The sequence below is a fragment of the Aliagarivorans taiwanensis DSM 22990 genome (assembly GCF_000429505.1).
Classification (GTDB): domain Bacteria; phylum Pseudomonadota; class Gammaproteobacteria; order Enterobacterales; family Celerinatantimonadaceae; genus Aliagarivorans; species Aliagarivorans taiwanensis.
This window is the reverse complement of record NZ_AUBZ01000023.1, coordinates 35,546-50,078: the sequence shown is the minus strand read 5'-3', so window position 1 is coordinate 50,078 and position 14,533 is coordinate 35,546. Positions and strand designations below refer to the sequence as shown.

Here is a 14,533-nt window from a genome sequence, read left to right as displayed (position 1 = left end):
TCTAGGGGCCGTGACTCTTTGAGGTAACGAATGAGATCTTTCAACGATATCATCGCCAGCCAAGACTGGCAGAACCAGCAAGTGGTTAAGCTGAACACGGTGGTGCCTCATACCCCGATGCACAGCTACCGTAACAGCGAAGCCGCAAAAGCCGCGCAACAAAGCCAGCGCCAGTACTTAAATGGCCAGTGGAAGTTCAGTTTGTTTGAACGCCCAGAAGCGGTGGATACGGCCGTCATCGACAGTCAGTTCGACGATGCAGCATGGGATGCCATCAAGGTGCCCAGCAACTGGCAGATGCAAGGTTATGACAAGCCTATCTACTGCAATATCAAGTATCCATTTACTGACAACCCGCCTTATGTGCCGGAAGAGAATCCAACCGGGATCTACCGTCGCCACTTTGATGTCAGCGCTGAGCAGTTGCAAGAGCAAACGCGAATTGTCTTTGATGGGGTAAACTCAGCGATGCACCTATGGTGTAACGGCCGCTGGGTGGGCTACTCGCAAGATAGTCGCTTGCCAGCAGAGTTTGACCTTAGCCCTTACTTGGTAGAGGGCACTAACAGCCTGACCGTGATGGTGATCCGCTGGTGTGATGGCTCATACATCGAAGACCAAGATATGTGGTGGCTTAGCGGCATCTTCCGCGATGTTTACCTATACAGCAAACCCGCCTTGGCGATTAGCGATGTGTTCATCAACACCGAGTTAGACGATTGCTATCGTGATGCTGTGTTGGCGGTAAGCACCCAACTGAGTGCGAAAACCAATAGTCATCGCGTGAAGGTTGAACTGTTTGACGCTGAAGGCGCGCAGGTTCCGATGTTAGGTGATGCCCTGTGCGGCACAGCTCAGCGTGAAGTTGACGAAAAAGGTGCCTGGGACGATCGCATTGAGCACCGCCTAAGCGTGGCAAACCCACATAAGTGGAGCGCCGAGCAGCCCTACTTGTATCGCTGTGTGGTCAGCTTGCTCGATGAGCAAGGCGCACTGATCGAGAGCGAAGCCTATAACGTTGGCTTCCGCCGGGTAGAGATTATCGATGGCTTGCTAAAGCTTAACGGCAAAGCGCTGCTGATCCGCGGGGCTAACCGTCACGAGCACGACCCAGAAACTGGCCATGCGGTTGACGAAGCCTCGATGCTGCAAGATATCAAGCTGCTTAAACAGTACAACTTCAACGCTGTGCGCACCTCTCACTACCCCAATCATCCACGTTGGTACGAGCTGTGTGATGAGTACGGCTTGTATGTGGTGGACGAGGCCAACCTCGAGACCCATGGGCAGTTCCCAATGTCGCGTCTATCCAACGACCCGACCTGGATCAGCGCCTACATGCAGCGCATGACAGCATTGGTTGAGCGCGACAAGAACCACCCGTCGATTATTATCTGGTCGCTCGGTAATGAGTCGGGCATTGGGCCTAACTTACATGCGATGTACCAGTGGACCAAGCAGCGTGACCCGTCGCGCCCAGTCCAATACGAGGGCGGCGGCGCCAATACTGCTGCAACCGACATCATCTGCCCGATGTACTCGCGCGTCGATCAAATGCAAGACCATGAGTCGGTACCCAAGTACCCCATCAAACAGTGGGTTAGCATGCCCGGTGAGCAACGCCCGCTGATCTTGTGCGAGTATGCTCATGCCATGGGCAACAGCCTGGGTAGCTTTAACAAGTACTGGGATGCCTTCCGTGAGTATCCGCGCCTGCAGGGTGGTTTTATCTGGGACTGGGTGGATCAGGGCCTGTCGAAGACTGACGACAATGGCCGCCACTACTGGGGCTATGGCGGCGACTTTGGCGATGAAATCAATGACCGCCAGTTCTGCATCAATGGTGTGCTGTTCCCCGACCGTACCCCACATCCGGCGCTGTTTGAGGCAAAACGCGCCCAGCAGTTCCACCAGTTTAGTCTCGAAGGCGGTACGCTGAGCGTCACCAGTGAGCTGCTATTTAGCGCACCCGAGCTAGAGCTGCGCTGGTCACTGAAAAAAGACGGTGAAACCATTGCCAGCAACGCACAGCGGGTAACGATAGCGGCGGAGCAAACCGAGCAGTTTGAGCTGCTGGAGTCATTCCCTGAGTTCGACCCGGCCTGCGAGTATCACCTCAATGTCGAGCTAGTTAGTGCAGAGCCTTGCGCATGGGCCGCCGCTGGCCACAGCATCTCAGCGCAACAGTTTGTACTGCAAGCTGCGACTCGTTCGCTAGATAGCAGCGATGTTGAATCAGAGGCGCCAGTTATCACCGAGCAAAATGGTGAGCTGCAGGTGCGCGCGGGTGACAATCAGTTTGTCTTCGATACCAGCAGCGGCTATCTGTGCCAGTGGCTGAACAAAGACGTGCCAGTGATTGCCAGTCCTCTGCGCGATAACTTCTATCGTGCACTGCTGGACAACGACATCGGTACCAGCGAAGCCGATACCCTCGACCCGAACTCGTGGATTGCGCGTTGGAGCGATGCTGGCTTGAACGCCTTGGAGCCAACGCTGCAGCACTTTAAGGTGAATAAGTTGGCAAATGAGCTGGAGCTTGAAGCCATCTTCCAACATCGAGCCAATGGCAAGCGGGTGCTCGATAGCCACTGGCGCTACCGTATCAACGCAACAGGGCAGATCGATCTAACGGTTGAGGTGGCTGCGCAGACAAGCCTGCCTCCATTGCCTCGTGTGGGGATCGAGTTAGCACTGCCGGCCAGCGACAACGACGTTGAGTGGTTTGGCCGTGGTCCCCACGAAAACTACCCCGATCGTATCTTGTCGGCCGATGTCGGTCGCTATGCACTGCCGTTAAGCGCGATGCATACCGACTACATCTTCCCGAGCGAGAACGGCCTACGTAGCGATGTGCGGGAAGCCAAGGTGGGCAAACTGCGGGTTCAAGGTGATTTCCTGTTTGGCTGTAGCGAGTACCCACAAGCGATGCTTGAGCAAGCCAAGCACAGCTGTGACCTGCATGCCGATGGCAATACCTACCTACGTCTGGATGGCTTCCATATGGGCGTCGGTGGTGATGACTCTTGGAGCCCAAGCGTGCATCAGGAGTTCTTGCTGGAGCAGACGCATTACCGTTACCGCTTGCAGCTAAGCGCGAGTTAACCGCGCTCAATCACTGTCGGTCAAACAAACATCCCTCGCCTCGGCGGGGGATGTTTGCTTATTAAGACAGGGAAATTACTGAGTAAGGGGTTTAACCGAGTTACGCTTGACCAAGGTGGGCACAAACACGTGCGGGCTAGATTCTGGGGAGCTGCCTTGGGCCAACTGTAGGGCCAATCTGGCCGCTTGCTCGGCCATCGGCTGAATGGGGTAGCGAATGGTGGTCAGGCGTGGCTTCATGTACCGCGAAATCAAGCCATCATCGAAGCCAATCACCGACACTTGCTCGGGAACGGCGATGTCACTCTCTTCCAGACAGGCCATTGCTCCGGCTGCCATGTAGTCGTTGTACGCCGCGACGGCGGTGACACTCACGCCTCGTGAGAGCAGATCTCGCATCGCCTTCTCGCCGCCTTGCTCATCGGGATAACCATAGGCAATGGTATGCTCTTGTGGGCTGACGCCATGAGCCGCCAGTGCGTCGCGGTAGCCTTGTTTGCGGCTATCGGCATCTTCGATGTCGTGCTCGGAGCAGATATAGGCAATATCGCGGTGGCCTTGATTGAGCAGATACTCGGTGGCCAGATAAGAGCCTTTGTAGTTATCCAGCGAGATACAGCGTTCAGGCACTTCATCGAGCTGGCGGTTGATCACCACCAAGCCAGGCACTTCCTTGCAAAACTTGGTTAAGTCCTCATCGCTGAGGCCTTTAGAGTGGATGACTAAGGACTCACAGCGGCTGTTGATCAGTATTTCAATGGCCTCTCGCTCGCTATCCGCTTCATGATAGCCGTTGCCAATTAACAGGTGCTTGCCCTGATCGCGGCAGACCAAATCGATAGACTTGAGCATTGCGCCAAAGAAGGGGTTAGACACATCCCCCACCAACACGCCCATGGTTTGGGTGGTTTGGCTAACTAATGCGCGCGCATTCGCATTGGGACGATAGCTGAGCGCTTCCATCGCCTCTGTTACCGCCTTAATGGCTTTCTCACTGGTTCGAGGGGAGCGGTTTACCACCCGTGATACGGTGGCAACTGATACGCCTGCCAGCTTTGCTACATCCTTTATCGTTGACATATATCTTGTATTTGCTTGCTAATTATTGGTCTTGACCGGTGGTTGCATTCCATTACTTGAAGCGGTGCACTATCTGTACTGCACAAGTGCAAGAGCGGTACATGTTAACGTTTGCCAATTATACGCACGTGATACGGGTCAAGCGAAGTGGCCGCTAGCATAAATTATGCGCAGCCACTTGTGTTATATCGCAGTTAACTCAGTAAGTTAATAGGGAAGGGCTAATTGTCGCTGGTCACTGAAACTGGGCGTTGCTAGTCAAACATGCTGTGTAAACGTTTACTTTTGTGCCTTGTGTCACAGTATGCTCTGGCATAAACCAGTAAATTAGCCGCAAATTCGAAATAGGGTAAACATAATGGCGCAAAGCTTAGTCCACATGCGTGGTTGCCACACAGAGGTGATACTGGAGATCGGCGACTATGCCGAGATCTTGTATTGGGGAAAACGTTTAAACCATCCGCCAGAGCAGCTGGCATTGGCACTAAAGCGTCCTGTTCCCTATGGCCGCTTGGATAAGGATGTATCGTTAAGCCTGCATCCCGAGCTCGCACGTGGCGTGTTTTCAAGCCCCGGGCTTGAGGGACACCGCGATGGTCTGGACTGGGCGCCGGCGTTTACCATTGAGCAGGTTCAGCAGCAGCCCCACTATGTGGTACTGGTGTCAGTGGACAAGCGCGCTGGTTTGCGCCTGCGCACGGAGTTGGTGCTGGAAGAAGATGACGTGCTAAAGGTTCGTCACCAGCTATTCAACGACGCTAAGGGCGACTATCAGGTCACCCGTTTGGCCTCTACCTTGCCAGTACCTGAGCGGGCCGAGGAGCTAATGAGCTACTACGGGCGCTGGGTGCACGAGTTCCAACAGCAGCGCCACAGCCTGCAGCATGGCGGCTACATTCAGGAGAACCGACGCGGTCGCACTTCTCATGAGCACTATCCTGCGTTTGTTACCGGCTCGCGTCATTTTGGCGAAACCAGTGGCGAGGTGTGGGGCTTCCACCTGGCATGGAGCGGCAACCACCGGATGCGCGCCGACGTTAAAACCGATGGCCGCCGCATGGTGCAAGGCGAAGCCTTGTACTTACCCGGGGAAATTAGCCTGAGTGAGGGCGAAAGCCTGACTACGCCGTGGCTGTACGCAAGCTACAGCGACCAGGGGTTAAACGGCATGAGCGCGCACTTCCATCAGCATGTGCGCGAGCAGATCTTGGCAAAACGCTTAAGCCACAAGGCGCGGCCTATTCATCTCAATACCTGGGAAGGGATCTACTTTGATCATGACCCAAGCTACATCATGAAGATGGCCAGTGAGTCTGCCGAGATGGGCGTTGAACGTTTCATTATCGACGACGGTTGGTTTAAAGGTCGCAATGGCGATAAGGCTGCCTTGGGTGATTGGTTCCTCGATGAGCAGAAATACCCTGAGGGCTTGGGTAAGATCGTAGAGCATGTCAACAAGCTCGGTATGGAGTTCGGTCTCTGGTTTGAGCCGGAGATGATCAACAAGGACTCGGATCTCTACCGCAGTCACCCAGAGTGGCTACTCGGGGTAGAAGGCTACGAGCAGCCAACCGGGCGTAATCAGTATGCCATCAACCTGCAGATCAAAGAGGCGTTTGATTATCTATTCGAGCGGCTTGATCACTTCCTGAGTCACTACAACATCGCTTATATCAAGTGGGATATGAACCGTGAGATCGTGCAGCCCGGCCACCATGGCCGTGCGGCTGGGCAAGGACAGGTGGAAGCTTATTATCGCTTGGTCGATAAGCTGGCCGCCAAGCATCCGCAGGTTGAGATCGAGTCCTGCGCCGCTGGCGGTGGCCGTATCGATTTTGAGGTGCTCAAACGGACCCACCGCTTCTGGACATCAGATAATAACGACGCGCTTGAGCGGCAAACCATTCAGCGTGGCATGAGCTACTTCTTCCCACCCGAGGTGATGGGCAGCCACATCGGAGCCAGCCACTGTCACAGCACCCGCCGTCGCCACACGATTAACTTCCGAGGCCTCACCGCACTGTTCGGTCACATGGGTATCGAGCTGGACCCGGTCCGCGAAAGCGCCGAGGAGAAGCAGGGCTTTGTAAAATACATCGAGTTGCACAAACGCTTCCGCCCGCTGCTGCACAGCGGTAAGAGCTTTCGGATCCCGGTCGACGACGAACTGGCGCAGATGGCCCATGGCGTGGTTTGCTGTGACCGCACTGAAGCGCTGGTGATGGTGGCGCAAACTCAGATGCCTACCCATTCGCTAAGCTCTACGCTGCGGATCCCAGGCTTGAACCCACTGGCGCGCTACAAGGTCCGCTTGATCGACCATCCCGAAAATCTGTTCGAAGGTCTGGTGGCTTGCCAACCGGCGTGGACTGAGCAAGGGGTCGAGCTAACCGGCGAATGGTTAGAACGCGCCGGCTTGGCCATGCCAATTATGGACTCAGAGAGTGCTGTGCTAGTGCATATTCAGCAACTGTAAACCCCTTAGGCCAATAACACCTACGATTCGAAAACAGGCTCCGGCAGTTATGCTGGGGCCTGCTTGCGTGCGCCTATAAGCCATTGAATGTAAAAGAAAAAATAATAAGATCTTGCTCACGCTTCTCGCGAAAGCCTCTGTAAACGTTTACATGTGTCATTAGAATTCGCTCCACAAATTAAGAACAACTAGTGTTTGTTGGAGACATTAATGAAACATCATCGTTTGGCTAAATCGGTTGCGCTAGCAATCTCTATGGGGGCTGCGGCCACTTCTGCGAGTGCAAAGCCAGTGGTAGAAAACCTAACTTACATGGGCTACGCCAAGTGGGGAAACATTTACACCGATAACGATCTTCACAACGATGGCAAAGGCGAGCGCAACGATGTGATTCGTGCCACCGGAGGCTATGGTAACTACCGATTGGGCAACGAGCTGAACTGGTGGGAAGCGGGTGTTAAAGCCGATGTATGGCGTGATGGTGAGCAGTACTGGGACACCACGTTGATGCTGGGAAGCGGCGAAGACTGGGGAGATGTGAGCATTATTCAGATGTGGGGCGCCGGCCATGGCCTGTTCTCAGGCCAAGAGCAAGCATCAATTTGGGCGGGTGAGCGTTTCTACCGTCGCCACGAAGTCCACATGATCGACATCAAGTACTGGGACACCTCAAGTACCGGTGTCGGTATCGAAAACTGGGATCTGGGCTTTGGTAAAGGCCACATCGCTTGGATGGCACCGAACTCAAGTGCCGACGAGCGCTCTTTGCACCATCTGGATGCCCGCGTAAGCGATATTCGTTTGTCTGACTCTGCCAACCTGACCGTGGGTCTAAACTACCTGTTTGCTCAAAACAGCAGCTACGACGAAGATGACATTACCACCTCAGGTATGATGTTGTCGATGCTCTACAACCAAGGCTGGAACTATGGTCACAACACCTTGGCATTCCAGTTTGGTACCGATGCATTGGCCGGTGGCCTGATGAGCGCTGAAGGTGGTTCAAACCGTAAGTACAACACCGGTGTTGAGCATGATGGCCACAGCTGGCGTATCTTCAACCACGGCGACCTAAACATCAACGATGACTTCGCTGTGATGTACTCGATTGCTTATCAAGACAAGAACTTGGATAACAACGATGGCGAGAAATGGTTCAGCGTAGGTGCGCGTCCTCAGTACCAGTGGAACCACTTTATGGCAACCGCGATGGAAATGGGTTACGAGAGCGTAGAAGCGCAAAACGGCGCGGGTACCAACGACATGTTCAAGGTTACCGTGGCGCAGATCTTCCAAGCTGGCCAAGGCCCATGGGGACGTCCAAGCATTCGTTTGTTTGCCACCTACTCGGAAACCAACGACGAGTGGATGCGTGATGGCGTATACGGCGAAGCGACCGCCATCAAAGACAGCGTGGATGAGTGGACCTTCGGTTTCAACCTGGAAACTTGGTGGTAAGCACGCCACACACAACATCCTAAGTTGACGAAAGCCGGCATGAAGCCGGTTTTTGTGTCTCTGCGCTAGGGCGTAGTCGGCTGTTAAAGGCGTAGTCGGGTATTAAAGGCTTAGCTGCCAATAACCCACATCCATCCACTTGCCAAACTTAAAGCCAACATCCTTAAAGTGGCCGACTTTCTCCATCCCTAACTTGTCGTGAAAGCGGCTGCTGGCGGGGTTGGGCAGGGTAATCACCGCTATCAACTGCTTGATCTGCTGGGCGCGTAGCCGCTCAAACAAGGCTTGGTACAGTGGGGTAGCGAGGCCAGCACCAGTATGCTGATGGGCCAGATACACCGTTGGCTCGGCGGTAAAGCGGTAGGCGCTGCGCACATGCCAGGCCTTGGCGTAGGCATAGCCCACGAGCTCGCCATCTTGCTCCATCACCAGCCAAGGAAAGCCGCTGGCTTCAACGTCTTTAATGCGTCTGGCCATTTCGCCAGTTGAGATGGTGTCTTCTTCGAAGGTACTGGTGTCGTGTTCAATATAGTGGTTGTAGATGGTGGTGATGGCGTCGTAGTCGCCGGGGGTAACGTCCCTTATCACAGAGGTATCCTTGTTCTGATGCTATGGGCTGAGCGTGCCATAACTCGCGGCGAAGGGTCAACTCAGCCGCCTTGCGGGCACAAAAAAGGCCACGCATTGCGTGGCCTGATAAGCATTAAGTCGCGTGACTTACTTGGTGATGCGTAGTACCGCAGTTTCACCAACAGTTACCGCGCCAGACAGCTTGTTCATCTCTTTGATTTCGTCCATGTTGGAAATCACAACAGGAGTCAGAGTTGATTTTGCTTTCTCTTCCAGCACAGCCAGATCGAATTCGATGATGGTGTCGCCCATCTTCACTTCTTGGCCTTCTTCAGCGATGCGGGTGAAGCCTTCGTCTTTCAGCTCAACGGTGTCGATACCGAAGTGAACGAACAGCTCGATGCCATCGCTAGACTCTAGTGAGAATGCGTGGTTAGTTTCGAAGATTTTGCCGATGGTGCCATCGCAAGGTGCAACCATTTTGTTGCCAGCAGGGCGGATCGCAATACCGTCACCAACGATTTTCTCGGCAAATACAACATCAGGCACTTCTTCAATTGCCACAATCTCGCCAGACAGTGGAGCGATAATTTCGATGCCAGCTGCGTTTGCGCCGTCGTCAGAAATCATTTTTTTGAATTTATCGAAAAGACCCATTTTTGAGCTCCTAATACTCTTAGTTCTTGTCGCTGCTAGCTTAGTTTAGTTAGCGGCCTGTTGTTGAATAAAGTTATCTACCAATGCTTCTACTTCTTGTGCTGTCGGTGCAGCCAGGGCTTGTTCGGCCATGCGCTGTACGTCGGCAAAGTTTGCATTGCGGATCAGTTTCTTCACGCGAGGAATCGAGATTGCGCTCATCGAGAATTCATCTAATCCCATACCCAGTAGCAACAGTGTTGCACGTTCGTCGCCAGCCAGCTCACCACACATGCCAGTCCACTTGCCTGCGGCGTGCGAGGCATCGATAACTTGCTTGATTAGAGTAAGAACTGCTGGAGACAGCGGGTTGTATAACTTAGAGATTAACTCATTACCACGGTCTACGGCTAGTGTGTATTGGGTTAAATCGTTGGTACCAATACTAAAGAACTCCACTTCTTTGATTAAGTGGTGGGCAATTGCCGCTGCAGCTGGTGTTTCAACCATGATGCCTACTTCAACGTTCTCATCGAAGGCAACGCCTTCATCACGCAGTTGTTGCTTCAGTGTTTCCAGTACGTCTTTAAGCTGACGGATCTCTTCAACAGAGATAATCATTGGGAACATGATGCGAACTTTACCGAAGGCAGAGGCGCGTAGCAGGGCACGTAGCTGGGTGTTCATGATCTCTTCGCGGTCGAAGAAGATACGCACTGCACGCCAACCCAGGAATGGGTTCATCTCTTTTGGCAGGTCCAGGTAAGGCAGGTCTTTGTCACCACCGATATCCATGGTACGGATAATCACTGGCTGGCCTTGCATGGCTTCAACAACGTCTTTATAGGCGTTGAACTGCTCGTCTTCGGTTGGCAGCGAGTCACGGTCCATAAACAGGAACTCGGTGCGGTATAGACCTACGCCTTCTGCGCCGTTGCGGTGTGCGCCGTCAACATCTTTGAGGGTACCGATGTTTGAGCATACTTCAGCGTGGTGGCCGTCCAGGGTTACGGCTGGTAGGTCTTTAAGCTTCGCCAGCTCAGCCTTTTCATTGTTATAGGCTTGTTGGCGCTGCTTGTAAGTATTCAGTTGGTCTTCGCTTGGGTTAATCACAACTTCGTTGTTGATGGCATCCAAAACGATGATGTCGCCGCTTTTCACTTGTTGAGTGATGTCGTTGGTACCTACGATGGCTGGAAGCTCCAAAGAGCGCGCCATAATCGAGGTGTGCGAGGTGCGGCCGCCGATGTCGGTGATAAAGCCCAGTACTTTGTCCAGGTTGATTTGCGCGGTCTCTGACGGGGTCAGGTCGTTGGCAATCAGGATCACTTCTTCGGTGATGGTGCTCAGAGATACGATCTCCAGGCCCAGGATGTTTTTAACCAGACGCGAGCCGATGTCACGGAAGTCGGTGGCACGTTCACGCAGGTAAGGGTCGTCCAGTTCAGACAGCATTTGCGCGTTCTGCTCAATCACGGTGTTCACCGCGTTGTCGGCAGACAGCAGCTGTTCTTTGATACAGGCTACGATTTCTTCTTCGAGCTCTTCATCTTCCAAAAGCATGATGTGGCCTTCGAAGATGGCTTCTTTCTCTTCACCGAAGGTTTTGCCGGCCATTACCTTGATCTCTTCAAGTTGGCTAGCGGTGGTGCTGCGACCATCGAGGAAGCGTTGGATCTCGCTGTCGATTTGCTCAGCAGAGATGTTCGCTTGGTTGATTACTACTTCTTGCTCTGCAAGCAGCAGGGCTTTACCAAACGAGATGCCTGGCGATGCCAGAATACCTGAAATCATAACCTGTACCTATCTGTTAATTCGTTTAAAGACTGTGGGGGAGAGGGGCTTATTCCAACTCGTCCATCAGAGCAACCAGGGTTTCAACCGCTTTTTGCTCGTCTTCGCCTTCAGCGCGAATAACAACAGTGGTGCCTTTGGTCAGGCCTAGAGTCTGCAGCTTGAACAGGCTCTTAGCGCTGGCTGATTTGCCGTTGCTTTCAACGGTGATGTTTGCAGAGAAGGCTTTAGCTTCTTTAACAAACTGAGCAGCTGGGCGGGTGTGCAGACCATTTTCTGCAGTAATGACAACACTCTTCTCGAACATGTGTGCATTCCTTATTAGTGAATTAGCTATAAGCTTAGACGCTTAAAGTTAGTACGTTCGACCGGGACCTTAGCTCAAATCTTGTCATCAAAATTTAACCTAAATCAACAAATCTCGGCCGTACGCCAATGATACATTGGTGAAAACTTGCGTGTTTCGCCAAAAATCTCTTTATTAACAGCGCTTTAAAGATATTTCACGATAAAAACTATGTCTCAGGAATGATACATAATGTTACATTGAGAAACATTTCACAGCGCCCTTTTGACGGGGTGGAGTATAGGTATTTCTCAACTCCTGCTCAATACTTTCGATGTTATTTATAGTAAAAAATTAAGTTTTGCACGCATAAAAAAGCAGCACTGGGTGCTGCTTTTGTGTTCGTTGCTGTGCGGTGATTACTGAACGGTTTCTTGGTCAGTAAAGATGTTAGCGAACAGCGCACTACTTAGGTAACGCTCACCCGAGCTAGGTAGAATCACTACGATGTTCTTATCGGCGTACTCTGGCTTAGCAGCGATACGGTTAGCCGCTACCACAGCGGCACCTGAAGAGATACCGGCCAGGATGCCTTCTTCTTCCATCAGGCGCTGGGCCATCTCGATGGCGTCGTCGTTGCTAACTTGCTCAACCGCGTCAACCATTTCAAGGTCCAGGTTGCCCGGGATGAAGCCGGCACCGATACCTTGGATCTTATGTGGACCCGGGGTGAGGTCTTCACCGGCTTTCGCCTGAGTGATTACTGGCGAGTCGGTAGGCTCTACCGCAACACTGGTGATCGCTTTGCCTTTTTCCAGTTTGATGTAGCGGCTCACACCGGTGATGGTACCGCCGGTACCTACGCCGGCTACAAACACGTCGATCTCGCCGTCAGTGTCTTCCCAGATCTCTGGGCCAGTGGTTTGCACGTGGATCTCTGGGTTAGCAGGGTTTTCGAACTGCTGCAGCAACACGTACTTGTCTGGGTCGCTGGCTTGGATCTCTTCAGCTTTCTGAATCGCGCCTTTCATGCCCTTGGCGCCTTCGGTCAGTACCAGGTTTGCGCCCAGTGCCTTAAGCAGCTTACGGCGCTCAAGGCTCATGGTGTTAGGCATGGTCAGGGTGATGGGGTAGCCACGAGACGCTGCAACAAAGGCCAGCGCAATACCGGTATTACCACTGGTTGGCTCGATCAGCTCTTTGCCTTCGCTTAGCAGGCCCTTTCTCTCAGCATCCCAAACCATGTTGGCGCCAATACGGCATTTTACGCTAAAGCTTGGGTTACGCGCTTCGACCTTAGCCAGTACCTTACCGTTGCTTACTCGGTTCAGGCGTACCAGTGGCGTGCGGCCAATGGTCAGTGAATTGTCTTCGTAGATTTTTCCCATGACGTATCCTTTATTCCTTTACTTGAGGAAGGTTCAATAAGACCAGCGGGTCTGTTTACAGTACCTAGCTTAACTATCTGATTTCTAGGTTGAAGTAACGAATTTTTATAGCTTATGTGATTAGGTGATATGACCTTGAATTTGCCGCTTTTGTTGTGACTCAATGCGCAAATTCTTTGCTGAGCAAACTAATATTAGCCAAAAGCTCTGGAAAAGAAGAACTTAGTCGGTTGAGATCGACAAGCAGTATTTACCCAGGGAGGGGTTATGAGTTTTAACATCCATCTGTTGCTCGCGATGGCGCTTTTTTCGATCTACGGCGTGCAGGTATGCCCGTTCTTAGAGACCCAGACCGTTAGCCAGTTACTGTCGCCGATTGTGATTGCCTTTGCACTGATTGCGCTGTGCCGGGCTCGTTTTCAGCGTTGGGTTGAGCAAGCTCGCGTGGAGCGTCGCCTGCAACGCAGTTTTGTTCTGTATATCGGGCTGTTTGCTGGCGCTGGTGTGCTGATCGCAACGGTAAATGGCGTGGGCTATGGTGCGCCATGGCACTCTAACGCCAAGGTGATTCTCGGCATGCTCTGTCTTGGCTATTTTATTGGGTGTGACCAGGTGCTCGGCTTTCAGTTGCAGCAAGCCAGAATGCTTAAGCAGCAACAGCATCTACCATTGATCCCACCGCTGGGCTCGTTTGTGCAGCAGTTTATCGGCTTCTCGCTATGTTCGTCGCTGGTGATGGCCTCGCTGGTGTTTTTGGTGGTGAACAAGGACCTCGAATGGCTAGTAATGGTGGGTAGCGAGCGATACCCATTGGCACAGGCTCAGCGTTACATCGTCACCGAGATTGGCTTTGTGACCGCGGTTATTCTGGGTTACGTGATGCGGGTGATCTACAGCTATTCGCGGGTGCTTAAACAGCTACTGCAAGAGCAGCAGCAGGTGATGAGTGCGGTGGGAAATGGCCATTTAAACGATCAAGTGACCGTGAGTCGCAGTGACGAGTTTGGCGTGATCGCCGAGCAAACCAATCAGATGATTGCCAGTTTGGCCACCAGCCGCCAAGCGCTGACTCAAACCCGCGATATTGCCATCCTCAGCCTGGCCTCGTTGGCTGAGACCCGTGACAACGAAACCGGCGCGCACATTCTGCGCACCCAGCACTATGTCAAAACGCTGGCTACCCATCTCAGTCAATTGCCGCAGTACCAGCAGGAGTTAACGCCTGACAACATCGAGCTTATCTATAAATCGGCACCGCTGCACGATGTGGGCAAGGTCGGGATACCCGATGCGGTGCTGCTCAAGCCCGGCAAACTCGATGACGAGGAGTGGGCCATCATGCGTCAGCACCCACAGATTGGCGCCGATGCCCTCGAGCAAGCCGAGTTGCAGTTCAGCGAGCAAGACACCGCCTTTTTGCGCTACGCCAAAGAGATCTCGCTCTATCACCATGAACGTTGGGACGGCAAAGGTTATCCCCAAGGCTTAATCGCTGAAGCCATTCCCTTGAGCGCCCGGTTGATGGCGTTGGCCGATGTCTACGATGCGCTGATCTCCAAGCGGGTTTACAAGCCAGCGTTCTCCCACGATAAGGCCAAGGCCATTATCTTAGAGGGGGAGGGGAATCACTTTGATCCCGCTATCGTGCAAGCCTTTGTGGCCTGCGAACAGCAGTTTATAGATATCGCCAAACGCTACCAAGACGGCGCCCACGTTGCCGCGTGAGCGCCAGAGTCTGTG

Annotated in this window: 10 protein-coding genes; 4 read left to right on the top strand and 6 right to left on the bottom strand. The window is 53.1% G+C overall.

The window, feature by feature from the left end:
• The first annotated feature begins 30 nt into the window (after positions 1–30).
• Positions 31–3,105, top strand: a complete 3,075-nt coding sequence (gene lacZ / locus G462_RS0112195; protein ID WP_026959237.1) for a beta-galactosidase, LacZ type — start codon at positions 31–33, stop codon at positions 3,103–3,105.
• 75 nt (positions 3,106–3,180) lie between these two features.
• Here lacZ and G462_RS0112190 read toward each other — a convergent pair whose 3' ends face one another.
• Positions 3,181–4,185 carry a substrate-binding domain-containing protein gene (locus G462_RS0112190; protein WP_026959236.1) on the bottom strand — a complete coding sequence of 335 codons (1,005 nt, stop codon included), beginning with the start codon at positions 4,183–4,185 and terminating at the stop codon, positions 3,181–3,183.
• 358 nt (positions 4,186–4,543) lie between these two features.
• Here G462_RS0112190 and G462_RS0112185 point away from each other — a divergent pair, with 358 nt between their 5' ends.
• A complete protein-coding gene (locus tag G462_RS0112185) occupies positions 4,544–6,661 on the top strand; it encodes an alpha-galactosidase (RefSeq protein WP_026959235.1) in 2,118 nt (705 codons plus the stop codon).
• 210 nt (positions 6,662–6,871) lie between these two features.
• Positions 6,872–8,119, top strand: coding sequence for a carbohydrate porin (locus G462_RS0112180; protein ID WP_026959234.1), 1,248 nt, complete (start codon positions 6,872–6,874; stop codon positions 8,117–8,119).
• A gap of 102 nt (positions 8,120–8,221) precedes the next feature.
• Here G462_RS0112180 and G462_RS0112175 read toward each other — a convergent pair whose 3' ends face one another.
• From G462_RS0112175 to cysK, 5 genes are all read right to left on the bottom strand, one after another.
• The gene (locus G462_RS0112175) at positions 8,222–8,707 is read right to left on the bottom strand and encodes a GNAT family N-acetyltransferase (RefSeq protein WP_026959233.1); all 486 of its coding nucleotides are present in this window, start codon (positions 8,705–8,707) and stop codon (positions 8,222–8,224) included.
• 129 nt (positions 8,708–8,836) lie between these two features.
• On the bottom strand, positions 8,837–9,346 hold the full coding sequence (gene crr, locus G462_RS0112170; protein WP_026959232.1) for a PTS glucose transporter subunit IIA: 510 nt from the start codon (positions 9,344–9,346) through the stop codon (positions 8,837–8,839).
• A gap of 45 nt (positions 9,347–9,391) precedes the next feature.
• Complete coding sequence (gene ptsI / locus G462_RS0112165) at positions 9,392–11,119, bottom strand: phosphoenolpyruvate-protein phosphotransferase PtsI (protein ID WP_026959231.1); 1,728 nt, start codon at positions 11,117–11,119, stop codon at positions 9,392–9,394.
• A 49-nt stretch (positions 11,120–11,168) separates the two neighbouring features.
• On the bottom strand, positions 11,169–11,426 hold the full coding sequence (locus G462_RS0112160) for an HPr family phosphocarrier protein (protein WP_026959230.1): 258 nt from the start codon (positions 11,424–11,426) through the stop codon (positions 11,169–11,171).
• Positions 11,427–11,824: 398 nt separating this feature from the next.
• Positions 11,825–12,793: a cysteine synthase A gene (cysK, locus tag G462_RS0112155; RefSeq protein WP_026959229.1), complete on the bottom strand. Its 969-nt coding sequence runs from the start codon at positions 12,791–12,793 to the stop codon at positions 11,825–11,827.
• A gap of 267 nt (positions 12,794–13,060) precedes the next feature.
• Between cysK and G462_RS0112150 the strand changes: the two genes are divergently transcribed.
• Complete coding sequence (locus tag G462_RS0112150) at positions 13,061–14,518, top strand: HD-GYP domain-containing protein (RefSeq protein ID WP_026959228.1); 1,458 nt, start codon at positions 13,061–13,063, stop codon at positions 14,516–14,518.
• Positions 14,519–14,533: the final 15 nt, after the last annotated feature.